This window comes from Pseudocnuella soli (genome assembly GCF_004347775.1).
Taxonomy (GTDB): domain Bacteria; phylum Bacteroidota; class Bacteroidia; order Chitinophagales; family Chitinophagaceae; genus Flavisolibacter; species Flavisolibacter aquaticus.
In genome coordinates, this window is sequence record NZ_CP037755.1 from 1,227,758 (window position 1) to 1,249,321 (window position 21,564).

The window sequence follows — 21,564 nt, forward strand, 5'->3', positions numbered from 1 at the left end:
TACTCTTCCCTCAGGTCCAATTGCTTTCTTCCGGCGTGGTTACTGCCAGCAGCAGGTCGGCCAGGGGCGTTTGTTCCAGTACCTGCCGGTGCACTTGCCCTTCTACTTTTTTCCACTTCACCAGGCGCAGGCTGCTGTCGGCAATTTCAATCCCCGTAATGTCACCATCCGAAAAGCAGCAGCAACCCGTGTTGAAATAACAGGGCTGCAGCGAAAGGTATTGATCCGATACCGTTTTATACTCTTGTTTGCGCAGCTGTATCTCCTGCTCCAGTTCAATGCACAGCGGCGCATCTGCTGCCTGCCGGGCAAGCAGCAATCTGCGGTACAACCGCTCCAAATGTGTTAAGGATTCAAATACCGGTTGGTGCGTGTGGCCGGTAATGAGCAGCAGCCCATTTTGCGCAGCACTCCATTCCTGCATCAGGCGGTTATGGGTTGTTTTCAGGCCGTTGTCGTAGGCCGGTGTGTTGGGGTTTATTTGCACAAAAGCCTGCAGCGGCGCCCATATCCGCGATACAAAAAACTTCGAGAACCAGTTTCCATCACTCACTTCATCGCCCTGGTGGCCATGCGTACAAAACAAGTGTATTTGATGCCCGCCAACGGTTGTTTGCAGCACCACACCTTCGTAAATGGGCACATTGGTACCGTACACTTCTTTTAAAAAAATTGGGGCAAATGGATCTTCCTTCCATTGCAGGTCGTGGTTACCAAACACCTTCGTAAACAGGCCCGCATCAATGAATTTTTTTTCCTGCTCGAACGATGGTTTGTGCGCTTTTTTTACCGCCATCCAGGTATTTTCCCAAAGCTCTTCGCAATCGCCCAGGCCAATAAAATGATAGCCTTCATCGTGGTAATGTTGCAAGGCCTGCAGGTACACCGTTTCGCTCATCACAAAATCATCGGCGCCGTTGCGACCGCCTTTGTGCTGGTCGGAAAAAATGATGAATTTACCCGAAGCCGCATCAAACGGAATCAGCGGGCCTTTGCCTTTTTCGCCATCGGTAATGGCTGCATACAACTTCGAAAGCGACTCGAAAATGCGCTGCCGGTTGGGCCGCGATGCATAGCGGTTGGTGGCCCACACAATGGGGCCGCGCAGCGTTCGTTGAAGCCAGTTCAGTGTTGCCAATGGTTGGTGTCTGTTTGCGGCGCAGCCAAATATGTTGCCGTTTGCAACGGTATAGCTGGCATTTGTTTTTCTTGTTGTACTGCATGCACCCAGCAAGGTGCAATAAGGCGTAAAAGTTAGGTTTAATTGTGCAGGTAAACAGGGCTCTTGTTGCACTGCCCATTAAACTGGAAGCTGCGCCTATCTTTACGCCACTTCAATTTTGTGCCACCTGCCGTTGCAAACAAGCGCCATGCAAAAAAAATACCTTACCAAAGAACAGGCCTTGCAAAAGCTCAAGCAATATTGTGCTTACCAGGAGCGCAGCCACAGCGAGGTGGTGCAAAAACTTTGGGACTTGGGCGTGGCCAAAAAGGAGCACGATGAAATTGTGGTGGCGCTTATTGAAGGCGATTACCTCAACGAAGAACGTTTTGCGCAGCAATTTGCCGGCGGTAAATTCAGGATGAAAAGCTGGGGGCGCAGGAAAATTTTATACGGGTTAAAAGAAAAAGGCGTCAGCGAATACAACATCAAAAAAGCACTCAAAGCCATCGACGAACGGGACTATTTAAAAACGCTGTACACCCTTGCCGAAAAAAAATACGAAGGCCTGAAGGGCGAACAATACCTGGTGCGTAAAAAAAAGACGAGCGACTTCCTCATGCAGCGCGGTTTTGAACCGCACCTGATCAACCAGGCCTTAAAAGATTTAACTGAATAAAAAAACGGCGCTGCAAATGGCTAAAATGCAGACTGACCGCCTGTTTTTTGCCGCCCATCGAACAGCATTTGCAAGCTGAGCAATAAAAGGTAACTTGGCGCTTCCGAACCCCCGCCAAAATGCGCCGCTGCCAACTGCTGCTATTTTTTTGCTTCAATACAATTTGCTTTTCTGCCGTACAGGCACAAAAGCGCATGAGCCACCAGGTTACCCTCGTTAGCGAAAACGATAATTACGCATTTACTTTCCGCGACCGCTATTATTCCAACGGAACTATGCTGCGCTATGTGCATGCATTGCCGCCGGGGGCGAATGGCCAACCGCGGCTCTTTACCGCCGAACTGGGCCACCAGATTTTTACACCTTACCGCTTTAATACCGGCGACGCCGAAGACATGGACCGCCCGTTTACCGGCTACCTGTATGTGAAAGCGCTGCACAGTCGCTTTTATGCAGGCGGTGGCCTGCTGCAGTGGGGCGCACAAATAGGCGTAGTGGGTGAAAAGGCTTTTGGAAAAGAAGTGCAGCGCTGGCACCACCACAACTTCCGGCTCCGGGTGCCGTTAGGTTGGGAAAATCAATTGAAAACTGCTGTTGGGATCAATGCAGAAGCCCGTTATGTGCATCCCCTGTTGCAGGTAGGCAATCCATCATTTGGAATGCAGTTGCATGGCAGCGTGCAGGGCCAGTTCGGCAACCTGTTTGTGCAGGGCGGCACGGGTGCATTGCTGCGCATGGGCCGGTTCAATAAAGCTTCGGGTTCGGCGGCGTTTGATGCCCGCATGCTGGATGCGGGTAAAAGATGTGAGTGGTACGTTTATTACGAACCGCAGTTGATTGCGCAAGCCCACAATGCTACGCTACAAGGCGGCTGGATGCAACATGCCGATAACCGGTTTGCTACCTCGCCACGGCCGCTGCTGGCCAGGCACCAGGCAGGGATGGTTGTGGCGCCTCGCCGTTTTTCTATCCAGGTAGCCATGACGCATAAAGGCCGTGAAGCCACCACCATGCACCTGCCCGAAAACTGGGGCACGGCGGCGTTGTCTTTTCGCTGGTAAATGGGACGCAAGAAATAAATTAGCTGGCGGCTATTAAGTCGGGTAGTTGCGCCATGCTTTGAAATACCACTACGCCTTCGGGCACTTCGTAAACATGATCGGGGTGGGGTTGGTAACAAAGCACTTTCATGCCGGCAGCCACGCCAGCCCGCACACCAAAAATAGTGTCTTCAATCACCAGGCAATTCATTGGATCGTAGCCCATTTTTTCGGCCGCTTTTAAAAAAACATCCGGCTCGGGTTTGCCTTTTGCCACCTCGTAAGAAGAGGTGATTTGCTCAAAATATTTGCGCAGGCCCGTTACCTCCAGCGATAGCGCAATGCGCTGCGGCTCGGAGCCCGAAGCCACTACTTTGGGGTGCGGCAACTGCGGCAGCACTTCGGGGATGTGGGCAATGGGTTGCAACTCATTGCGCAGCACCACTTCAATTTTCTGGGCATAGTCTTCCAGCACACCTTCGGAGGGCAGCCTGCCAAAATGATCTTCCAAGGAATGTAGGCAGTCGCGCAGCGAACGGCCCAGGAAATATTTATTGCTGAACTCCGGCGTCAGGGCAAATCCATCGGCCTGCAGGCATTTATTAAACTCCCGGTCGGAAAGCGGTTCGCTGTCCACCAGCACGCCGTCGAGGTCGAATATGAGCAAAGGAAGATTTTGCATGGGCAAGATTACGAAAAGAAGGTTTTTGTTGAATTTGTTTTGAACCACGAAGGCACGAAGAAACAATGGAGCACAAAGGAAATCCTTCGTGTTACTTCGTGTTCTTTGTGTCTTTGTGGTTCAAAAAAGCAAGGGATCATTTCATCGCTTCCAATTTCTTCTGTAGGCCAAACATTTCATCGCGCAGCCTGGCGGCTTCCATAAAATCCAGATCCCGGGCTGCTTTTTCCATTTCTTTTTTGGTTTTGGAAATCGCTTTTTCCACTTGCGGAATGGTGGTGTATTCGTCGCCGTCTTCTGCCGCTTTGGTTACAATTTCTTCCAGTGCATACGGCGAATCGGGGTCGTAGCCTTTGATGTCGAGCACCGAAGTTTGCGCCATGATCTGCTCTTTCGATTTTTTAACCGTTGTGGGCGTAATGCCATGCTCAATGTTATAAGCCATTTGCTTTTCGCGGCGGCGGCCCGTTTCATCAATGGTGCGCTGCATGCTTTCGGTGATTTTATCGGCATAAAAAATCACCAGCCCTTCCGAGTTACGAGCGGCACGGCCGGCGGTTTGTGTCAGCGACCGTTCGTTGCGCAAAAAGCCTTCTTTATCCGCGTCCAAAATAGCCACCAGCGAAACTTCCGGTAAATCCAACCCTTCCCGCAGCAGGTTCACACCTACCAGCACATCAATCTTTCCCAGGCGCAGGTCGCGCAGAATTTCAATGCGCTCCAGCGTGTCTACATCCGAGTGAATGTATTTCGATTTAATGTCGATGCGTTTGAGGTATTTGTCCATTTCTTCCGCCATGCGTTTGGTTAGCGTCGTTACCAACACCCGGTCGCCTTTTTTTACCCGCTTGTCAATTTCGTCCAGCAGGTCGTCGATCTGGTTCACGCTGGGGCGCACTTCAATGGGCGGTTCCAGCAGGCCGGTAGGCCGCACCACCTGCTCCACCACCACGCCGCCGGTTTGCTCCAGTTCGTAGTCGCCGGGAGTAGCACTTACATAAATCACCTGGTTCATCAGGCCTTCAAATTCATGAAAGTTTAAAGGCCGGTTGTCCAGCGCCGAGGGCAGCCGGAAACCGTAATCCACCAACGTTATTTTGCGGCTGCGGTCGCCGCCATACATGCCGCTCACCTGCGGAATGGTCTGGTGGCTTTCGTCGATCATGCAGATATAATCTTTCGGGAAATAGTCGAGCAAACAGAAGGGGCGGGTGCCGGGTTTGCGGCGGTCAAAAAACCGGCTGTAGTTTTCAATGCCGTTACAAAAGCCCAGTTCGCGGATCATCTCCAGGTCATAATCCACCCGCTCTTTCAGGCGCTGCGCTTCAATAAATTTGCCCACGCTTTTAAAGTACTCCACCTGCGCCGACATTTCATCCTGGATCTCGTAGATCACCTGCTGCATCATGTCCTTGGGCGCCACGTACAGGTTGGCGGGAAAAATGGCCGCGTTATCCAGCCGGCCAATGCGTTTATTCGAGGCAATGTCGATGCTTTCGATGGAGTCAATCTCATCACCGAAAAATGTAACGCGGTAACCAAAGTCCATATAGGGTAGGTTGATGTCCACCGTATCGCCTTTTACCCGGAATGTACCGCGGGTAAATTCTATGGAAGTGCGGGTATACAGCGAGTTGACCAGCGCATGCAAAAAGCCCTGCCGGCTCAGGCGGTCGCCCTGAGCAATGCGGATAATGCCACTCTCATAATCGGTGGGGTTACCCATACCGTAAATGCAGCTCACCGATGCCACCACGATAATGTCGCGGCGGCCCGAAAGGAGCGAAGTGGTAGCCCGCAGCCGCAGCTTGTCCAGTTCCTCGTTGATGTTGAGGTCTTTTTCAATGTAGGTATCGGTGGTGGGCAAATAAGCCTCGGGCTGGTAATAGTCGTAGTACGAAACGAAATACTCCACCGCGTTATCGGGGAAAAACTGTTTGAACTCGCCATATAGTTGCGCCACCAGCGTCTTGTTGTGCGTCAGCACCAAGGTGGGCTTTTGCACGTTTTTGATGACGTTGGCCATGGTAAATGTTTTACCCGAGCCCGTTACACCCAGCAGCACCTGGTGCGGGTCGCCATCAATGATACCTTCGGTAAGTTGTTGTATGGCAAAGGGCTGGTCGCCAGCCGGTTGGTAAGGAGATTGCAATTGAAAGGGCATACCCGCAAATTTAAGCCACACAAGGCTTTCAGCGTGTTAAACATGCCTCTTTTTACCAGCGATTTTTGTTCAGTTTCGCCGCTACATTGTATACATACAATGGGCGATGAACAATAAAAGTCCATCGCCCATCGCCTATAGGCCATCGTCCTTTTTTATACCAGTTTACGGGTAAGGTAGCCGGAGTAATCGGGGGTAATGATGGTATATTCCGAATCCATCAACGGGGAGGTCAACAAGAAATCGGCGCTGGTGCGGTTGCAGGCCATCAGGATGTTCCAGGCCACGGCCAGGCGCAGCAGCGCTTTTACGTCACTGTCGTGGGGCTGCGCTTCCATGGGATCCCAAAAAAACACGATCAGGTCAATATGCCCCTCGGCTATCAGGGAGCCAATTTGCTGGTCGCCACCCAGCGGGCCGCTGTACAGCTTTTTTACAGGCAGATCCAGTTTTTCTTCCAGCAATTTGCCGGTGGTGCCGGTGGCCAGCAGTTCGTGGGTAGCCAGCATGTCGCGGTTTTGTACTGCCCAGTCTATTAGTTCCTTTTTTTTGTGATCGTGGGCCACCAAAGCAATGCGTTTGCGGAGGCCAATTTTGCGTATATCTGCCATGCTGGAAATTTTGGGTGAAATTAATTATTCCGGGCTACTGGCCGGCAAAGGGCCCAAATGATATCGATCAGGGCCAAAATACGGAAGTGCTTGTTTTGTAACTATGTTGATGGTTAATGTTTTATATATATGGCAAAGTATTTGATATAAAAACAGCCGAGCCATAAAAACCTTAACCACGCAAAGACATTGTTGAAAAACCAGAGCGTGCCCATTTAAACAGATTTATCCATACTTGAAAAGCCCAACCGCTCCTAGTAACACCAAAAAAGGCCTGCATACGCAGGCCTTTTTTTATGCCGAAAACTAATTTGTGTTACGCTGCTGCAGCTTCTTTCAGCTTTTCGCGGATCTTGGTTTCGATCTCGTTGGCCAGCTCGGTATTGTCTTTCAGCAGTTGTTTTACCGCCTCGCGGCCCTGGCCCAGCTTATCGGTGTTGTAGCTAAACCAGCTTCCGCTTTTGTTTACAATGCCCATCTCTACGCCAATGTCGAGGATCTCGCCAATTTTGGAAACGCCTTCGCCAAAGATGATGTCAAACTCGGCCACGCGGAACGGAGGCGCTACCTTGTTTTTCACCACTTTTACTTTTACGCGGTTACCCACGGCTTCTTCACCGTCTTTAATCTGCGTCATGCGGCGGATATCGAGGCGCACCGAAGCATAGAACTTCAGGGCGTTACCACCGGTGGTGGTTTCGGGGTTGCCAAACATTACCCCGATCTTTTCGCGCAGCTGGTTGATAAAGATGCAAATGGTGTTGGTTTTGGAAATGGTGGCCGTGAGCTTACGCAGGGCTTGCGACATCAGGCGGGCTTGTAAGCCCATCTTGGAGTCGCCCATTTCGCCTTCCAGTTCGCCTTTGGGCACCAGTGCGGCTACGGAGTCAATCACCACCACATCCAGCGCGCCGGACAAGATCAGGCGGTCGGCAATTTCCAGCGCCTGCTCGCCATAGTCGGGCTGCGATATCAGCAGGTTGTCGATGTCCACGCCCAGCTTTTGTGCATAGATGCTGTCAAAAGCATGCTCGGCATCGATGATGGCACACATGCCGCCTTTCTTTTGTGCTTCGGCAATAACGTGGGTGGCAATGGTGGTTTTACCCGAGCTTTCCGGACCGTAGATCTCGATCACACGGCCTTTAGGCAGTCCGCCAATACCAAGGGCGGCATCCAGGCCAATGGATCCGGTAGAGATCACTTCCTGCTGCTGTTCGCCACGTTCGTTCATCATCATTACGCTGCCCTTGCCAAAGTCTTTGTCGATCTTGTCAATGGTAAGTTTCAGCGCTTTTAATTTTTCGCTATTAGACATGTTGTTGTTTTGAAAAAATAAAGAAGGGGTCCTTAAAAATAGGCATTTTTTATCCCGTTGTGCCGGGATTTTTTTGCGTTGTAAAGCTAATGATTTTAGCAAAGAAAAGGGCTTTTTCTTCCTTTTTTTCCGTTTAAAAATAGGTTAAAGACCGGCTGGTTTTTAGCGCCATGATTGGTGCAAAATAAGCACCGTTTTTTGAGGGCTGCAATACTGTAAATGGGTTGCTTTTCGTTGGGTAAAAAAATGCTTTGCCTGCCCAATGCCTATTAATGGCGGGTTGTGTGTTTAACACCACTGTAAATAACGCAACTGGATAAATGATTATCTTTCCGCAGCAAATTTTACCATTCAACAAACAATCTTCCATCATGAAAAAGCTGCTTTTTTCCCTGTTTGCACTTTCTGTAGTTGTAGCAGCCGGAGCGCAGGAAAGCGATATCAAGCCTGCAGCCAAAGGCGTAACCTATGGCACACTGGCCAAAACAAAACAAGCCCCGATTACCATTGACCAGTTGGATCAAAAAATGACCAACGATGAATTCAATGGCCGCATTACGGGCAAGGTTACCGAAGTGTGCCAGGCCATGGGCTGTTGGTTTAAGGTGGAAAAAGCGGACGGCACTTCTGTAATGGTGAAAACAAAGGACCATTCGTTCTTTTTGCCCCAAAACCTGGTGGGCAAAACCGTAATTGTAGACGGCACCGCTAAAGTGAAAGAAGTAACCGAAGCGCAGCGCAAACATTTTGCAGAAGATGGCGGCAAATCGAAAGAGGAGATTGAAAAAATAAAAGGTTCGGAAAAAGGCGTGCAGGTAGTGGCCGCCGGTGTACAGGTGGTAGATTAAACTACCGTTTCGAACAGATTAAATAGCTTTTAAAAAAAGGCCGGTGCATATGCACCGGCCTTTTTTGTTGGTGGCACAAATGTTTTAACGGGTACTGCCATGCGTTATCTTTTTATTTTATGGGTAATAGCAGCCGTTGGCTGCAATACCAGCAGCAGCGAAAAAGAGCGGGAAACCGATTCGGCAAAAGTGGACGGCACCAGGCAATTGGATACGCTGCCGCCGGGCACCGACAGCCTGCCCGTTAGTGGAAATTAAGCCAGTGCCTTTTATTTAAAAATGAGGATTAAAATTTCCTACCCATGCAAGTAGTGCAAGCAAAAAGAGGTGTTCAGAAATTAGCCCGTGCCGGTTATGCATCCAAAGGAATAGTATACATGCTGCTGGGTATACTGGCTTTTATGGCGGCATTTGAGTTGGGCAGCGCCTCGGCCGATGCCAGCCGTGGCGGTGTGTTTAAAATGGTGCGTGATGCGCCGGCCGGCAGTACGCTGCTGCTGCTGCTAGCTGTGGGGTTGTTTAGCTATGTGGCCTGGCGCATGGTACAGGCCTTTGCACCAGCTTATGGCCATGAACATAAAAAAAGCAAACGAGCCCTTTATTTTTTAAGCGGACTGGGCTATGCAGGCGTAGCCGTGGCGGCACTCAATATGGCGTTGGGCAAAAGCAGCAGCGGTGGCGGCAACAGTCAGCAAACGCTTGCAGCTACATTGCTCGATAAACCCGGAGGGCAATGGCTGGTGGGCATTGTTGCGCTTATTATGCTGGGCACCGGCATTTACCAATTATATTACGGCTGGACGGAGCAATACCGCAAGCATGTAAACGAAGGGCAGGTGCATACGCCGCATGCTTCGCTGCTGGTGCGGTCGGGGAAAGTGGGCTATATAGCCCGCGGCATTGTGTGGATCATATTGGCTTACCTGCTGCTGCGTGCAGCCATGCATGCCAATGCATCGGAGGCAGGTGATACCAGTGAGGCATTCCAGTTCCTGGAGGGTTCGCCAATGGGCTCTTATTTATTGGGTGCCGTGGGGCTGGGGTTTGTGGCTTATGGCATCTTTAATTTTTTGCGGGCCCGTTACGAACGGTTTTAAAAAAGAATAAACAGCCGTTTGCGCCAATACATTTCACCGCTCATGCGGCGCCTTTCATGCAGCCCAATCTTCAACTCATCAACAATGCGGCCCGATCTGTATTGATGTACCGTTTCTTGCAGTACTAAAACAACTGCAATGAGAAAAGCAATACTGGGATTGATCCTGGCTACTACCGCATTTGCCGTACAGGCACAAAAAGAAACTAAGCTAAACCCAAGCCGCAACCAGTTGGGCATAAAAGCGGGCTACAATTGGTCTTATGTAACCGCCAGCGGATCGGGTATCAACACCAATAATAAAAGCGGGTTTATGGTCAGCGCATTTTATGCGCCGGCACCCAGCAGCGGCCGCGGCTTCCGCTCCGAAATCGTTTTTTCACGCCAGGGCTACAGCTTTGATAATGGCGGTAAAAACACCGATGTACTCAACGATTATATTTACCTGCCGCAGCTTTCAACCTTTAATGTTGGCAAGTTTTTGCAACTGCAACTGGGCGGGCAGGTAGGCTTTTTGCTCAACAGCAAACTTTCCAACAACGTAAAAGACAGTTCCATCACCAACCTGCTCAATCGCATTGATTATGGATTTGCCGGTGGCATAGAACTAAGGCCGGTAAAAGGTTTGGTGGTGGGCGGCCGTTACAATTTGGGCTTGGGAAAATTGTATAAAAAATGGGAATCGGCTGCTACCAATCCCAACCCATATCCACTGCCATTTAACCCGGAAACCACCAATTTTAAAAATGGGGTTGTGCAGTTTTTTGTGGGATATGCATTTTAGAGCTGTTGATCTGTCTTGTCATCCTGAGCGCAGCGAAGGATCTGAACGTTGTATATAATCACTCTGTTGAAAAAATGGTAGATCCTTATTATACCGATATGGGTCTTGGTGCAGGCTCAGATCCTTCGCTGCGCTCAGGATGACAATGCAAAATACTTCTGCATTATAAAAAGAAAACGCCGCTGAATCATTCAACGGCGTTTTTACTATCGTTTTAAGTTTACTTTCTACTCGTAACTCACAACTCTCAACTCACTTACACCAGTACTGCACCTTCGTACAGTTCTTCGCGAAGCTCTTTCACCCGAGCATCTTCCATGTATTCATCAAAGGTCATCAGCCGGTCGATGATGCCTTTAGGCGTCAGCTCAATTACGCGGTTGGCCACGGTTTGAATAAACGTGTGGTCATGCGAGGTAAGCAGCACAATACCGGGGAATATGGTACAGCCTTCGTTAAAGCTTTGGATGCTTTCCAAGTCGAGGTGGTTGGTGGGTTGGTCCAACACAATCAGGTTGGGGTTTTGCAGCATCATCCGGCTGATCATGCAGCGTACTTTTTCTCCACCGCTCAATACGTTGGTTTTCTTTTGAATATCATCGCCGCTGAACAGCATTTTACCCAAAAAGCCCCGCAGAAACGGTTCGTCGGCATCGGTAACATGTGGCGGCACGTATTGGCGCAGCCACTCCATCAAGCTAAGGCCGGGGCCAAAAAATTCGGCGTTTTCGAGCGGCAGGTAAGCCTTGGTAATAGTGGTGCCCCACTCAAATTTGCCACCACTGGCTTCTTTCTCGCCATTGATGATTTCGAAAAACGTAGTCACTGCCAGCGGGTCGCGGCTCAGGAAGGCAATTTTATCGCCTTTATTTACGCTGAAATTTACTTTGCTAAAAAGCGTACGTCCTTCAACCGAGGCACTGAGGTGCTCCACGTTCAGGATCTGGTTGCCCACTTCGCGCTGCGGCTGGAAGATAATACCCGGGTAGCGGCGGTTGGAAGGCTCGATCTCTTCGATGGTAAGCTTTTCCAAAGCCTTTTTCCGCGAGGTAGCTTGCTTTGATTTAGAGGCGTTGGCCGAAAAGCGTGCAATAAAGTCCAAAAGGGCCTGGCGCTTTTCTTCGGTCTTTTTATTCTTATCGTTGATCTGGCGGGCCATCAACTGGCTCGATTCGTACCAGAAGGTGTAGTTGCCGGTAAATACTTTGATCTTGGCGCGGTCCACATCGGCCACGTGGGTGCACACGGCATCCAGAAAGTGACGGTCGTGGCTCACTACCAGTACGATGTTTTCGTAATCGGCCAAGAAGTTTTCAAGCCAGGAAATGGTTTCAATATCCAGGCCGTTGGTCGGTTCATCGAGCAGCAGGATATCGGGGTTGCCAAAAAGCGCCTGCGCCAGCAATACCCGCACTTTCATGTTCGATGGAATATCCCGCATCAGCATCTGGTGCATTTCTTCGCGAATGCCCAAGCCGCTCAGGAAAGTAGCCGCATCGCTTTCGGCGGTGTAGCCGCCCATTTCGCCAAACTCGGCTTCCAGCTCACCGGCTTTCATGTAGTCGGCTTCGGTAGCGTCGGGGTCGGCATAAATGGCGTCTTTTTCATGCATTACGTCCCACATTTTTTTGTGGCCCATCAGCACGGTGTTCAATACGGTTTGCTCGTCAAACTCAAACTGGTTTTGCTTTAAAAAAGACATGCGTTCACCCTTGGTGATTTCCACACGGCCTTTGTTCGGCTCAATTTCGCCGGACAATATTTTTAAAAAAGTAGACTTGCCGGCGCCGTTGGCCCCGATCACGCCATAACAGTTGCCCTTGGTGAAGTTGATGTTCACTTCATCGAACAAAACCCTTTTGCCAAAGGAAAGCGATACATTATTTACAGAAATCATGATGCTAAATGTGTTTTTGCCCTTGCTGCGCCCCAAAAAGCGGGATTGCAAACGGCGGGCAAAGGTACCAATTTTCAGCTTGCTTACATGGGGCTTTTTCGTTAAGAATAGGCAAACAAAAAGCTTCGGGAACTGTTGGGAAAATTAGTTGGGAGCGGAAATGTTTTGCGGGGCGGGTTTGTAAAAAGTTTTCTGTAGCGAATAGAAGCCGGGAACCGAGCCGGATTTAAGAATGGGTTGGTTGGATGCATTGCAAAACCCCGAAGCAGGGTGGCAAAATAGTTGTACCACTGGCTATTCATTAAAACAAACAACATGAAAATAGCAGCGATCATTTTAAGTGCGGCCCTTTTGGTGGCCTGCAATGCCAGCAACAACAACCCCGGCGAAAGCGGTGCCGTAAATGACGGCATCAAACCCGTGGACCAGAACGGCGCCATGCAGGATACCGGCTACAACTACACCCCTGAAACCGACACCGCCAAAGGCGAGGACCGGGTGGATTTGCAACAACGGAATTAGCTGGGGGAAGATGATGGATGATAGATGATGGATGTAAGTAATGAAGTGTTGGCATCGTTATACTTTTTAGTAGAAAATGTCTGTCAGTGATGGTGAAACGTTTCTTGGCTTTTCACTATCATCCACCATCTATCATCCATCACCTCCAATTCTTCCTCACGCCTGCTCCACAATCGGCTGCAGTTTGCGGCGGCTATAGCGCTCCATATTTTCCAGTATCCAAAGCGATAGAAAAAGCCACATCAAACCCATAGCGAAGCCGGCCAGCACATCGCTGGTGTAGTGCACTTTCAGGTAAATGCGGCTAAAGCCAATGAGGATAATCAGGATCACCAAAAACGTGATCATGGCCCATTTGGCCGTTTTGTTCTTCCACAAGTGGTATACGGTGTAAATGAGCAGGCCATAAAATGTAACGCTCATCAGCGCATGACCGCTGGGAAAAGAAAGACCACGGGCCGCCTCCAGCAGGGGCACTTCGGGTCTTGCCCGGTTGAATACGTTTTTGAGTAAAAACATCAACCCCAATGAGCTAAGCGCTACGGCCGGCACCCGGATGGAATACCATTTACGTTTGCGCACCAGCAAAAACCAAAGGATCAATGCTATGTTGGCGGGAATCAGGAACTCATGCTTGCCCAGGAAAGTAATGGCAGTCATGATCTTGTTATTGGTCTCGGTGTGGTAGGGCGTCAATGCTTCAAAGATGCTTTCGTCGAAATTGTTGTTTTGCAGAATAAACACCCGGCGCACCATGTATGCAAACAGCACCACCGCGCCAATCAGCAGGCCTGTTACCACCACCACTTCGGCGGATAACAGTGCCAGCGACGCCCAGAACTTTTTTACTCTTTTCCTTACCATGCTGGTGCATATGCAAATGCTGTGCGAAAGAAGTTGGAAGTCCGTGGTCGGAAGTCGGAAGAAGAGTTTTTAAAGGCAAGTTTGGAGTTGAAAGTCGGGAGTTAGGAGTTAGGAGGAACTGTTTTGTTTTTGATAAAATGGTTCGGTACTTTTCTACTTGCAGTTCACTTAACCCACAACCCGCATCGTCTTCCGACTTCGGACATCCGACTTCGGACTCTACCCATACTTCACCTGGCAATTGGTGCAAAAAAAGCTACGCCGCGGGGTGATGCCGGTGTGTTGTTTGGTGATGGGACCGCCACAACGGCTACATGTTTTTTTGGTGTGGGCCAGCCAGTGCTGGCGCAGGGTGCCTTCACGTTTCCAGTCAAGAAATTGAAAACTGTAGTGCCGGGCTTCTGTAACCAGTGCTTTCAGTTTTGGATTTGGCATTGCGCCGATCTTGCTTTCGGGGTGTACGCCAATGCGGTGGAGCACTTCGTTTTTAATGATGTTGCCCACGCCTGAAAATACCTGCTGGTCCAGCAACAGATCATCGGCCTGGCGATGGGGCATATCCTTCAATTTCGCTATTGTTTTATTAGTGCTCCATGCATCGTTCATTACGTCGGTACTCCAATCGTAAAGGGCATCGGGGGTGGTGGTGTTGAGCAGCTTAACGGCGCAACTGTAATGATGCCATTGTCCGTTGGCAAAATACAGCGACATCTTGGGTTCTTTTTCAGGGTGGCGGCTATCGATGTAATAGTTGCCAAACATGAGGTAATGAATGCGGATGGTGTCCCTTTCCAGCGATAGCAGCAGGTGTTTGCCCCAGGTGTTTATTCCGGTAAGTTTTTGCCCGCTGATAAAATCCATGTCCAGTTTGCTGGTGCCTTCTGCGGCATCAATTCTTTTGCCTACAAACTTGCTGGCTTCTTCTTTGAGCAACACTAGTGATGGTCCTTCCATGTGGTGCGGAGTTGCAAAAGGCGTGCAAGGAGGGGAGGAGGTGATAGTTGATAGTTGATAGTCTGGAGTTCAGAGTCGGTAGTTGATAGTAGGGATGTGTAATTGGCCTATGTGTTGTGTGGTTTAATGTGTAAAATAGTTTTTACCTTATTTGTTTCCTTGGCTGTGGGATAATTGGAACGGCCTATGATCAATTGGGGATTGCTTCGGCGCATTGAAGTGGCAGTTTTTGTAAACACGACGGCGCCTCGCAATGACGGGGCTTTGTTTGAAGGATTGGCTATAACTACAAACCTATAAATGCAAACCCAAATTCAAAATGTACACTTCCAACTCGGAACTCCCGACTGTCAACTGTCAACTACCAACTATCAACTATCAACTATCAACTCCCCACTCACTCCCTCCTTGGCCCAATTTTTTTAGCTCATCTTGGATAAAGAACGCATTGCCATGAGCCAGGCCCTGTTTACTGCAAAGTCGCAGACCATCCACCGGATGGAGTATTCGGAAAAAGATAAAACGCTGGAAATTGAATTCCGCACCGGCAATGTGTATCGGTACCAGAACGTGCCGCCAAGACTATGGAAGATCTTTCAACTCTACATCGAATGCGAAGGATCGGCAGGATCATTTTTCAACGAGTATATTAAAAACCAGTTTTCATCCGAAAAAATACGAGAGGCCTGAGCAACCCTTGCAAACACCTAAATATGTAACTTTAACGCCGCCTCACCTATGCGGCACCACGCCTGGCCTGCCAGGCTTTTTTAACCCAGTAGCACCCTTTTGCACAACGAAATTGGCATGGAAAGAATACTGATCATTGATGACGACCCGGATGTGCTGACCGTACTCCAGATGATCCTGAAAAAGCGCGGATACCAAACGGCTACCGCCGTACACGAACATGAAGTTTACCAACAGGTAGCCGCCGAAAAACCCGACCTGATTTTGATGGATGTGCTGCTTTCGGGTGCCGATGGCCGGCATATTTGCCGCAAGCTAAAATCGTCCGAACATAAAGATATTCCCATCATCATGCTGTCGGGGCACCCCGCTGCGCAAAAAGGCATGGAGGAGTACGGCGCGGATGATTTTTTAGCCAAACCGTTCCGGGAAAAAGACGTGCTAGATAAAATCGAAAAGTTTCTGGTGCCCAAGACGGAGTTGTAAGTTTTTGGACCACCAAGGCGGAAAGGCGCAAAGCAACACAAGGAAATTTCTCGGTGTTGCTTTGCGCCTTTTTTTGCAAGGGCACTGCGGTGCTAAATATCCTTTTGCTCGCCGCGCAACATATCAGTAGCACCTTCTTTTTTGTGCCTCAGCAACAGCTCGCCGGAAGGTTCTTTCTTCGCGGCTTTCTCTGCCTCTTTGCCCACCGCGCCTTTGGCAATGGTGATGCCGCCATCCACCTGAAACAGCGTGCCGGTTATAAAAGATGCCTCGTCGGAAGCCAGGAACAGGTAAGCATTGGCAATTTCCTCCGGTGTACCACGGCGGCCCAGCGGCGTGCCTTCCACAATCATGGTTTCGTGTTTCTTTTTCATGGGGCCGGTTTCCTTATGCGTCCATGCGGTATCAATGGCGCCGGGGCACACACAGTTGGCCCGCACGCCGTGCTTGGCCTGCTCCACCGCTACGCCCCTGGTAAACGCATGTATAAATCCTTTGGTGCCGCCATACACTGCATTCTCGCCCAGGCCGATCATGCCTGCCTCAGAGCCGGCACAAATAATACAGCCCTTGGTTTTCTGCAATTCGGGGATAGCGTATTTGGTCATCAAAAATGCGGTGCGGACATTATTTTTCATCAGGTATTCAAACGCCTTGGTCGGGTAGTTTTCAATCATTTCCATGACCGGGAAAACGCCGGCGTTGTTGATGAGGATATCGAGTTTGCCATAGGTTTCTACAGCAAATTGCACGCAGGCCATGGCATTGCCTTCTTCCGATACATCGCCCAAAAAGCCCACTGCATCCCAGCCGCCGCTGGTAATTTCATTCACCACATCCATTACCGGGTCTTCCGGAAAACCATTCACCACCACCTTAGCGCCTTCCTTGGCAAATTTCTTTACAATGGCTTCGCCTATGCCGGTAGCGCCACCCGTTACGATGGCTACTTTACCCCTGAGTCGTGTCATAGCTAACTGTTTTAAAACGTGGATGCAGAAAGGATTGTGCCAGCCGGAACGCCGATTTTAAAACAACAATGTTTTTGGGTGCAAAGCGGTTGGGGAAATGATCGAAAATCAAAACTTGTTGGATGAAATAGCTTGGGCAAAGTGCACCCCAATGCCAAATCGTTTTACAAGTAAGATGGTAAGGCACTTAATTATGATTTGACCCAATTGGCGAAGCGTAGCCGAAGAGCGGAGCAAAATATTTGTTTTCAATAAAAAAGTATTTGCTCTTTACCTGAGTAGTAAACAAGTGGTAAACCCGCAGTCGCCGTACTCCAGGTTTTGCCACAAAAAAAGCTGCCCCTGGGGACAGCCTTTTTAATCATGTGGATCAAGTGTTACAACCGGGCCTGCGGCCCTGCAGTTTGTTGTCCGTTATCGGTGAGGTATGCCGTTAGCTTCCGCGCTGCGAGCCGCCGGTCATGCCTTTTTTACCCACGTTTGCCTGGCCTTTGCTGTTGGGCCCCTGGATGAATTTTGATTGCTGGCCGGGCTTGGGCGCTGCATTTTTCTTGCCGTCGCCTTTTTTTCCTTTTGGTGTCAGTAATCCCATAGTATGTTGTATTTAGTACCCTATAAATGTACGCATTGTTGTGTTGCTGCACAGCATTTGCTCAATCCTCCTCGTCCAGCGGCGTTTCCACCAGGCGGTAATGCATGGCATGGGCCAGCGGGGCAATGGGCGTTTTGCGGTGCTGGGCCCACACTTTGGTAAACGCCGCACCAAAATACAGGATGAGCGCCGCATAAAATACAAACAGCAGCAGGAGCACCACCGAGGCCGATGTGCCGTACAATGTATTGAGGTTGCTGTAGGAGAGCAGCACCCGCAAAATAATGCGGCCCACGGCAAACAGGAGGCTGGTAACAAAACCGCCCACCAGCGCAATCGGCCAGCGGGGCCGGGCATCGGGCAGGTAGCGAAACATGATGCCGAACCACAGCGTAACAATAATGAGCGAAACGATTTTGCTGACCGCGGTATTGAAATAAAAAGAAGCCAGCGGCGAAAAATCGAAAATGGCCCTGCCAATAAACGACTGTAATGCCTCGGCCACCAGACCGATCAAAAACAGCATCCCGGCAATGAGAATAACCACCACCGCATGGCCGCGGGTACGCAGCCGCTTGGCCAGCCCATGGCGCTTTTGCGGCCTTATTTTCCAGATCTGGTTGATGGAGTTGGAAATAATAGTGAACAGGGTAGTAGCTACAAACAGTAAAAAAACAGCGCCGCCAATGGTGATCCAGGTGTTTTGCGCCAGTTGCCTGAAGGCCATCAGCACGCCAACGGTTTGCTCCACCGCTTCGGGGCCCACAATTTCCGAAAGGCTTCTAAACAACTCGGCCCGCACATAACGCGGGTTGAGGATGCGTTTGAGCAATTGAATTAAAATAACGAGGATGGGCGGCAGCGCAAAGGTGGTAAAGAATGCCGTGGCACCAGCCATGCGCAGGGGATCATTGCGCTGCAGCACGGCAAATGCGCTGCGCAGCAGGCGGACCAAAATGGGAAAACTAAAGCCGGCCGGGCGGTGTTGGGCCATAATCAAAATAATACCTGATCGGTATATATAAAAAAAGTGCCGCTATTGAATTTTCTATTGAGTTGGCCCTGCTAATCCCTTGACAGGCATGGTTTTTATACATTTATCCACACTAACCCCACACCCATACATTCAATGCCGCGGCTGGAACATACCGCCCTGCTGGCGCTTTTACTGAAAGCGTACAACCGCCCGGTAATGGACTATCATTATTTCCCCGACATTGTGCTTATTGGAAAAACAAGAATTGAGCGGGAAGAGTTGCAAATGCTGCTATCGGAAGGTTACCTGCAACAAACCCACCGCGACAATTTTGGCCGTTTTTATGCGCTGACGGAAAAGGCAAAATTACTGTTGCACCAAAGCCTGAAAGCGGGCCGCAAAGGCCGCAAAAAATTACCAGCGCCGCCGGTTCAGGCTAATCTTTTATTTCGCTGAACATTTGCCTGCGCCGCATTTAAATTGCTTCGTTGTCATGCATTATTGTATGGTAAAATGATGGCTTATTCCTTTTGCCCTTAACTGCATTATGTGGTTTTACTTAGTAGCGCCAAATTCCGCTTTTGCTTTTTGCACAAAACCGAAAAAAATGATTGCTTTACGCTATCCAATATATAAACCCACCTATGGAGTTGATGATGTACCTCGGTAACGACTTTATCGAGTCGGTAAACCTGAACCGGGAATTTATTTCCAAGCCCGGTTACCTGGGCTCGTTTAAGCGCCACCTGAAAGTAAAGTACCAAATGCTGTTGCAGGAAACACCTGTGCCGCCAGAGTTTATTGTGGTTAACCCAATGCCCATTACGGCCAACAGCTTTGCTGCTCCTTCACTTTCCTGATCGCTGTTATTTTTCCGCACTTTCATAAAGGCGCATTGCAACCGTTGTAAATGCTTTTGGTCCATGCACCTTTGCTTTTTTAGCACCATTTTATTGCTGTAAAAATGCTCTACTCCATTCACTCGATCCTCCCACTTGTGTAGCATAAACGGCTGCTCATGCAGCCTTTTTTGCTGATCGGCAATCTTCGGCTTTTTGCGGCGCCGTTGCGGGGTTAATCTTGCAGCGCATCTTTTATTTTACCCCAACCAAAACCAACATTATGAGAGCATTATTTCTGTGCTGCTTGTTTGCAGCTATTGCCCTGACGTTTACCCACTGCACCAAAACCGACGAACAATTTGACAACATCGGCACGCCCCGCACCAACCCGGTGCCCGATGAACTGGTAGGGCGCTGGGCCATCGTAGGCATTTCGGGCAGTACCGTGTACAACATTCCCTCGGGCACTACGTACAACACCAACGAATATTTCCTGGGATACGAGATTAAGAAAGACGGAACGGTAAAAGAAGACGGCTACCTGGCCACTTACCAATATGGTGTATCTACATGGGCCAAATGGACCGGTTACGGATCGGTGGAAATTGATGGCAGCAACATTTCGTTTCACCGGGCCCGCGGTGCCTACACCACCAGCCGCAACAGTTCGTCCAAAGCTTTTGGCAGCGATGAAGTATATCCCAACAAAACCTCAACTTACCCAGGGTTTGAACTGGGCACCGACAGCCGCGGCCAGCGGGCCCTGCTGCTCACCCACGCCGACGGCAGCACGGTGGTCTATGTAAAACAGTAAATAAGATCAAAGCATTCCGGCACTGTGCAATTGCGCCCCATCTATTCCGTACCAGCATTTAGTTGGGATCACAAATTTCCCAACCGGTGGTGGTACGGGATTTTTACCCTAATTATCATGGATGTAACAATTGGGACGACTGTAACATGATGCTTCCAAATATTTTTTATAGTTTCATGCAACAAACAGCTGCTGATTTCTGTCCTAGTTAGTACCGTTCGCCCTCCGATTCCTGTGCAAATTCCCCAGCGTTTAATCCAGCCCTCCTCCCTGAAGTACCGCCTAAAAACACCACGCCATGAACGCTTTGATGAATTTTGCCGGGTTGATGCTGTATTACGCATTTATGTTGTTCCTGCTGCCCATGTACGCAGTGCTCATCCTGTTATTTGCCTGTCACCAACTGGTGGTATTCGTCAACCAGGTTGTGGGATATTTAGGAAAACTCGCAGCGCACTTTCATTTGGTGCGGCGCCACATGCCTGCACGCCGCCTGGGCCGGCGCCTGGCAACAGTGCATGCCTGATGTACAGCGCTTGTGGTTTGGTTTTTGAGCCGTTGGGTTATATAAATTCCTACAGAATGGCTCATTTTTTCTACAATGTGATCAACCGCAGGATGCTGGCAATGCTAGTGCTCCTCTTCGCGGTAACAGTGGTTTCGTGCAACCGTAAAATCGCTTTCAACACATCGACCGTGGTGCCTGCTGCGGAGGGTTTTGTAAAAATCAAAAAAGATAAAAACAACAACCACGCTATTGATGTATCGGTAAAAAACCTGGCAGAGCCGAGAAGACTGCCCGTGCCGCAAAACGTGTACGTGGTGTGGATTGAAAGCAGGGACGGCATTAAAAAGCTGGGACAGCTCAAAACCAGCAGCGGCTTGTTTTCCAGCACACTGCGGGCTCAATTGGAAACAGTATCTGCCTACAAGCCCACAAGGTTGTTTGTTACTGCCGAAGGCACCGCCGAAACCAATTATCCCGGCGCACAAGTAGTGCTCACCACCGATGGTTTCTAAATCATATTTTTTACAAAAAGGCCAGGCATATTTTGATGCCTGGCCTTTTTGTAACATGCAGCGCCGATGCCTACTTGATGGTGGTTATATGTGCAATGATGTGGGCCGTTCCATACACAATATTGGATAAGGCTTGCCCAGGCTGTCCGTTTCGGTTCGATCGATAACGGTAAAGCCCATGTGCCGGTAAAAGCCAACTGCCTGTTCGTTTTGCTCGTTTACATCTACTTTGGTTTTACCCAACTCGTTAACGGCATAGCGCAACAGGTTTTTGCCTACACCCTTGCCCCTGGCCTGCGGATGAATGAACAGCATTTCAATTTTATCTGCCGATGTGCCCAGAAACCCTTCAATTGCACCCGCACTATTTTTACTGCAATACAATGCTACGGCGTACAGGTATTCGTTGCGGATCTTTGGTTTGAGCCACAAAATATCTTCAGGTTGTAAAAAATGGTGCGTTGCCCGCACCGATGCTTCCCACAATTGGGTAAGCGCATCAAAGTCCGCTTCTGTTGGCCGTACAATATTTTGCGTCATGATTATTTTTTG

The 21,564-nt window shown here is 49.6% G+C and carries 27 protein-coding genes; 14 read left to right on the forward strand and 13 right to left on the reverse strand.

The annotated features are described in order from the left end of the window. Positions 1–10 precede the first annotated feature (10 nt). A complete protein-coding gene (locus EPD17_RS05225; protein ID WP_240040748.1) occupies positions 11–1,138 on the reverse strand; it encodes a metallophosphoesterase in 1,128 nt (375 codons plus the stop codon). Positions 1,139–1,370: 232 nt separating this feature from the next. On the opposite strand from EPD17_RS05225, the gene EPD17_RS05230 reads away from it, so the two are divergent. Then, complete coding sequence (locus EPD17_RS05230) at positions 1,371–1,841, forward strand: regulatory protein RecX (RefSeq protein ID WP_132052356.1); 471 nt, start codon at positions 1,371–1,373, stop codon at positions 1,839–1,841. 194 nt (positions 1,842–2,035) lie between these two features. Beyond that, positions 2,036–2,902, forward strand: coding sequence for a lipid A deacylase LpxR family protein (locus EPD17_RS05235; protein ID WP_165929530.1), 867 nt, complete (start codon positions 2,036–2,038; stop codon positions 2,900–2,902). Between the two features lie 19 nt (positions 2,903–2,921). On the opposite strand, the gene EPD17_RS05240 is transcribed toward EPD17_RS05235, so the two are convergent. The 5 genes from EPD17_RS05240 to EPD17_RS19870 all read right to left on the reverse strand — a co-directional run bounded on the left by EPD17_RS05240 (position 2,922) and on the right by EPD17_RS19870 (position 8,029). Next, entirely contained in the window at positions 2,922–3,563 is a 642-nt protein-coding gene (locus EPD17_RS05240; protein ID WP_132052360.1) for an HAD family hydrolase, read from the reverse strand. 136 nt (positions 3,564–3,699) lie between these two features. Further along, positions 3,700–5,727, reverse strand: a complete 2,028-nt coding sequence (uvrB, locus tag EPD17_RS05245; protein WP_132052362.1) for an excinuclease ABC subunit UvrB — start codon at positions 5,725–5,727, stop codon at positions 3,700–3,702. Between the two features lie 155 nt (positions 5,728–5,882). Then, positions 5,883–6,338 (reverse strand): methylglyoxal synthase, encoded by a 456-nt coding sequence (locus EPD17_RS05250; RefSeq protein WP_114237314.1) that lies wholly within the window; start codon positions 6,336–6,338, stop codon positions 5,883–5,885. A 316-nt stretch (positions 6,339–6,654) separates the two neighbouring features. Beyond that, entirely contained in the window at positions 6,655–7,656 is a 1,002-nt protein-coding gene (gene recA / locus EPD17_RS05255) for a recombinase RecA (RefSeq protein WP_114237313.1), read from the reverse strand. Between the two features lie 133 nt (positions 7,657–7,789). Next, positions 7,790–8,029 (reverse strand): hypothetical protein, encoded by a 240-nt coding sequence (locus tag EPD17_RS19870; RefSeq protein WP_165929531.1) that lies wholly within the window; start codon positions 8,027–8,029, stop codon positions 7,790–7,792. Here EPD17_RS19870 and EPD17_RS05260 point away from each other — a divergent pair. The 4 genes from EPD17_RS05260 to EPD17_RS05270 all read left to right on the forward strand — a co-directional run bounded on the left by EPD17_RS05260 (position 8,028) and on the right by EPD17_RS05270 (position 10,384). After that, positions 8,028–8,504, forward strand: a complete 477-nt coding sequence (locus tag EPD17_RS05260) for a DUF4920 domain-containing protein (protein ID WP_162303932.1) — start codon at positions 8,028–8,030, stop codon at positions 8,502–8,504. The genes EPD17_RS19870 and EPD17_RS05260 overlap by 2 nt on opposite strands. Positions 8,505–8,603: 99 nt before the next feature. Then, positions 8,604–8,762, forward strand: coding sequence for a hypothetical protein (locus tag EPD17_RS19875; RefSeq protein WP_165929532.1), 159 nt, complete (start codon positions 8,604–8,606; stop codon positions 8,760–8,762). Between the two features lie 44 nt (positions 8,763–8,806). Next, the gene (locus tag EPD17_RS05265; RefSeq protein WP_132052366.1) at positions 8,807–9,601 is read left to right on the forward strand and encodes a DUF1206 domain-containing protein; all 795 of its coding nucleotides are present in this window, start codon (positions 8,807–8,809) and stop codon (positions 9,599–9,601) included. A gap of 138 nt (positions 9,602–9,739) precedes the next feature. Continuing rightward, a complete protein-coding gene (locus tag EPD17_RS05270; protein WP_132052368.1) occupies positions 9,740–10,384 on the forward strand; it encodes a porin family protein in 645 nt (214 codons plus the stop codon). 256 nt (positions 10,385–10,640) lie between these two features. Here the strand turns inward: EPD17_RS05270 and EPD17_RS05275 are convergent, their stop codons facing one another. Then, on the reverse strand, positions 10,641–12,281 hold the full coding sequence (locus EPD17_RS05275; protein ID WP_114237359.1) for an ABC-F family ATP-binding cassette domain-containing protein: 1,641 nt from the start codon (positions 12,279–12,281) through the stop codon (positions 10,641–10,643). 315 nt (positions 12,282–12,596) lie between these two features. Here EPD17_RS05275 and EPD17_RS05280 point away from each other — a divergent pair, with 315 nt between their 5' ends. Continuing rightward, positions 12,597–12,803, forward strand: coding sequence for a hypothetical protein (locus EPD17_RS05280; protein ID WP_132052370.1), 207 nt, complete (start codon positions 12,597–12,599; stop codon positions 12,801–12,803). Between the two features lie 156 nt (positions 12,804–12,959). On the opposite strand, the gene EPD17_RS05285 is transcribed toward EPD17_RS05280, so the two are convergent. Both EPD17_RS05285 and EPD17_RS05290 read right to left on the reverse strand, forming a co-directional pair. Continuing rightward, a complete protein-coding gene (locus tag EPD17_RS05285; protein ID WP_114237308.1) occupies positions 12,960–13,667 on the reverse strand; it encodes a phosphatase PAP2 family protein in 708 nt (235 codons plus the stop codon). Positions 13,668–13,886: 219 nt separating this feature from the next. Then, positions 13,887–14,621 carry a DNA-formamidopyrimidine glycosylase family protein gene (locus EPD17_RS05290; protein ID WP_132052372.1) on the reverse strand — a complete coding sequence of 245 codons (735 nt, stop codon included), beginning with the start codon at positions 14,619–14,621 and terminating at the stop codon, positions 13,887–13,889. 432 nt (positions 14,622–15,053) lie between these two features. Between EPD17_RS05290 and EPD17_RS05295 the strand changes: the two genes are divergently transcribed. Together EPD17_RS05295 and EPD17_RS05300 are read left to right on the forward strand one after the other, a co-directional pair. Next, positions 15,054–15,311, forward strand: a complete 258-nt coding sequence (locus EPD17_RS05295) for a KTSC domain-containing protein (protein ID WP_114237306.1) — start codon at positions 15,054–15,056, stop codon at positions 15,309–15,311. A 117-nt stretch (positions 15,312–15,428) separates the two neighbouring features. Continuing rightward, entirely contained in the window at positions 15,429–15,797 is a 369-nt protein-coding gene (locus tag EPD17_RS05300) for a response regulator (protein WP_114237358.1), read from the forward strand. A 92-nt stretch (positions 15,798–15,889) separates the two neighbouring features. On the opposite strand, the gene EPD17_RS05305 is transcribed toward EPD17_RS05300, so the two are convergent. The 3 genes from EPD17_RS05305 to EPD17_RS05310 form a co-directional block, all read right to left on the reverse strand. Next, positions 15,890–16,768 carry an SDR family NAD(P)-dependent oxidoreductase gene (locus EPD17_RS05305; RefSeq protein WP_132052374.1) on the reverse strand — a complete coding sequence of 293 codons (879 nt, stop codon included), beginning with the start codon at positions 16,766–16,768 and terminating at the stop codon, positions 15,890–15,892. Positions 16,769–17,201: 433 nt separating this feature from the next. Continuing rightward, a complete protein-coding gene (locus EPD17_RS19880) occupies positions 17,202–17,360 on the reverse strand; it encodes a hypothetical protein (protein WP_155523229.1) in 159 nt (52 codons plus the stop codon). 61 nt (positions 17,361–17,421) lie between these two features. Continuing rightward, a complete protein-coding gene (locus EPD17_RS05310; RefSeq protein WP_132052376.1) occupies positions 17,422–18,354 on the reverse strand; it encodes a YihY/virulence factor BrkB family protein in 933 nt (310 codons plus the stop codon). A gap of 135 nt (positions 18,355–18,489) precedes the next feature. On the opposite strand from EPD17_RS05310, the gene EPD17_RS05315 reads away from it, so the two are divergent. The 5 genes from EPD17_RS05315 to EPD17_RS05335 all read left to right on the forward strand — a co-directional run bounded on the left by EPD17_RS05315 (position 18,490) and on the right by EPD17_RS05335 (position 21,012). Beyond that, positions 18,490–18,792: a hypothetical protein gene (locus EPD17_RS05315; RefSeq protein ID WP_132052378.1), complete on the forward strand. Its 303-nt coding sequence runs from the start codon at positions 18,490–18,492 to the stop codon at positions 18,790–18,792. A gap of 188 nt (positions 18,793–18,980) precedes the next feature. After that, complete coding sequence (locus EPD17_RS05320) at positions 18,981–19,196, forward strand: hypothetical protein (RefSeq protein WP_114237302.1); 216 nt, start codon at positions 18,981–18,983, stop codon at positions 19,194–19,196. A 262-nt stretch (positions 19,197–19,458) separates the two neighbouring features. Beyond that, on the forward strand, positions 19,459–19,992 hold the full coding sequence (locus EPD17_RS05325) for a hypothetical protein (RefSeq protein ID WP_132052380.1): 534 nt from the start codon (positions 19,459–19,461) through the stop codon (positions 19,990–19,992). A gap of 298 nt (positions 19,993–20,290) precedes the next feature. Further along, positions 20,291–20,518, forward strand: coding sequence for a hypothetical protein (locus tag EPD17_RS05330; RefSeq protein WP_132052382.1), 228 nt, complete (start codon positions 20,291–20,293; stop codon positions 20,516–20,518). A gap of 56 nt (positions 20,519–20,574) precedes the next feature. Further along, complete coding sequence (locus EPD17_RS05335; RefSeq protein ID WP_204743311.1) at positions 20,575–21,012, forward strand: hypothetical protein; 438 nt, start codon at positions 20,575–20,577, stop codon at positions 21,010–21,012. Between the two features lie 84 nt (positions 21,013–21,096). Here the strand turns inward: EPD17_RS05335 and EPD17_RS05340 are convergent, their stop codons facing one another. Further along, complete coding sequence (locus EPD17_RS05340) at positions 21,097–21,552, reverse strand: GNAT family N-acetyltransferase (protein ID WP_132052384.1); 456 nt, start codon at positions 21,550–21,552, stop codon at positions 21,097–21,099. Between the last annotated feature and the right edge of the window lie 12 nt (positions 21,553–21,564).

Coding starts and splice junctions, on each gene's coding strand:
- EPD17_RS05230 (WP_132052356.1), top strand. CDS start 1,371: ATGCAAAAAAAATACCTTACCAAAGAACAGGCCTTGCAAAAGCTCAAG.
- EPD17_RS05235 (WP_165929530.1), top strand. CDS start 2,036: ATGAGCCACCAGGTTACCCTCGTTAGCGAAAACGATAATTACGCATTT.
- EPD17_RS05240 (WP_132052360.1), bottom strand. CDS start 3,563: ATGCAAAATCTTCCTTTGCTCATATTCGACCTCGACGGCGTGCTGGTG.
- uvrB (WP_132052362.1), bottom strand. CDS start 5,727: ATGCCCTTTCAATTGCAATCTCCTTACCAACCGGCTGGCGACCAGCCC.
- EPD17_RS05250 (WP_114237314.1), bottom strand. CDS start 6,338: ATGGCAGATATACGCAAAATTGGCCTCCGCAAACGCATTGCTTTGGTG.
- recA (WP_114237313.1), bottom strand. CDS start 7,656: ATGTCTAATAGCGAAAAATTAAAAGCGCTGAAACTTACCATTGACAAG.
- EPD17_RS05260 (WP_162303932.1), top strand. CDS start 8,028: ATGAAAAAGCTGCTTTTTTCCCTGTTTGCACTTTCTGTAGTTGTAGCA.
- EPD17_RS19870 (WP_165929531.1), bottom strand. CDS start 8,029: ATGATGGAAGATTGTTTGTTGAATGGTAAAATTTGCTGCGGAAAGATA.
- EPD17_RS19875 (WP_165929532.1), top strand. CDS start 8,604: ATGCGTTATCTTTTTATTTTATGGGTAATAGCAGCCGTTGGCTGCAAT.
- EPD17_RS05265 (WP_132052366.1), top strand. CDS start 8,807: ATGCAAGTAGTGCAAGCAAAAAGAGGTGTTCAGAAATTAGCCCGTGCC.
- EPD17_RS05270 (WP_132052368.1), top strand. CDS start 9,740: ATGAGAAAAGCAATACTGGGATTGATCCTGGCTACTACCGCATTTGCC.
- EPD17_RS05275 (WP_114237359.1), bottom strand. CDS start 12,281: ATGATTTCTGTAAATAATGTATCGCTTTCCTTTGGCAAAAGGGTTTTG.
- EPD17_RS05280 (WP_132052370.1), top strand. CDS start 12,597: ATGAAAATAGCAGCGATCATTTTAAGTGCGGCCCTTTTGGTGGCCTGC.
- EPD17_RS05285 (WP_114237308.1), bottom strand. CDS start 13,667: ATGGTAAGGAAAAGAGTAAAAAAGTTCTGGGCGTCGCTGGCACTGTTA.
- EPD17_RS05290 (WP_132052372.1), bottom strand. CDS start 14,621: ATGGAAGGACCATCACTAGTGTTGCTCAAAGAAGAAGCCAGCAAGTTT.
- EPD17_RS05300 (WP_114237358.1), top strand. CDS start 15,429: ATGGAAAGAATACTGATCATTGATGACGACCCGGATGTGCTGACCGTA.
- EPD17_RS05305 (WP_132052374.1), bottom strand. CDS start 16,768: ATGACACGACTCAGGGGTAAAGTAGCCATCGTAACGGGTGGCGCTACC.
- EPD17_RS19880 (WP_155523229.1), bottom strand. CDS start 17,360: ATGGGATTACTGACACCAAAAGGAAAAAAAGGCGACGGCAAGAAAAAT.
- EPD17_RS05310 (WP_132052376.1), bottom strand. CDS start 18,354: ATGGCCCAACACCGCCCGGCCGGCTTTAGTTTTCCCATTTTGGTCCGC.
- EPD17_RS05315 (WP_132052378.1), top strand. CDS start 18,490: ATGCCGCGGCTGGAACATACCGCCCTGCTGGCGCTTTTACTGAAAGCG.
- EPD17_RS05320 (WP_114237302.1), top strand. CDS start 18,981: ATGGAGTTGATGATGTACCTCGGTAACGACTTTATCGAGTCGGTAAAC.
- EPD17_RS05325 (WP_132052380.1), top strand. CDS start 19,459: ATGAGAGCATTATTTCTGTGCTGCTTGTTTGCAGCTATTGCCCTGACG.
- EPD17_RS05330 (WP_132052382.1), top strand. CDS start 20,291: ATGAACGCTTTGATGAATTTTGCCGGGTTGATGCTGTATTACGCATTT.
- EPD17_RS05335 (WP_204743311.1), top strand. CDS start 20,575: ATGGCTCATTTTTTCTACAATGTGATCAACCGCAGGATGCTGGCAATG.
- EPD17_RS05340 (WP_132052384.1), bottom strand. CDS start 21,552: ATGACGCAAAATATTGTACGGCCAACAGAAGCGGACTTTGATGCGCTT.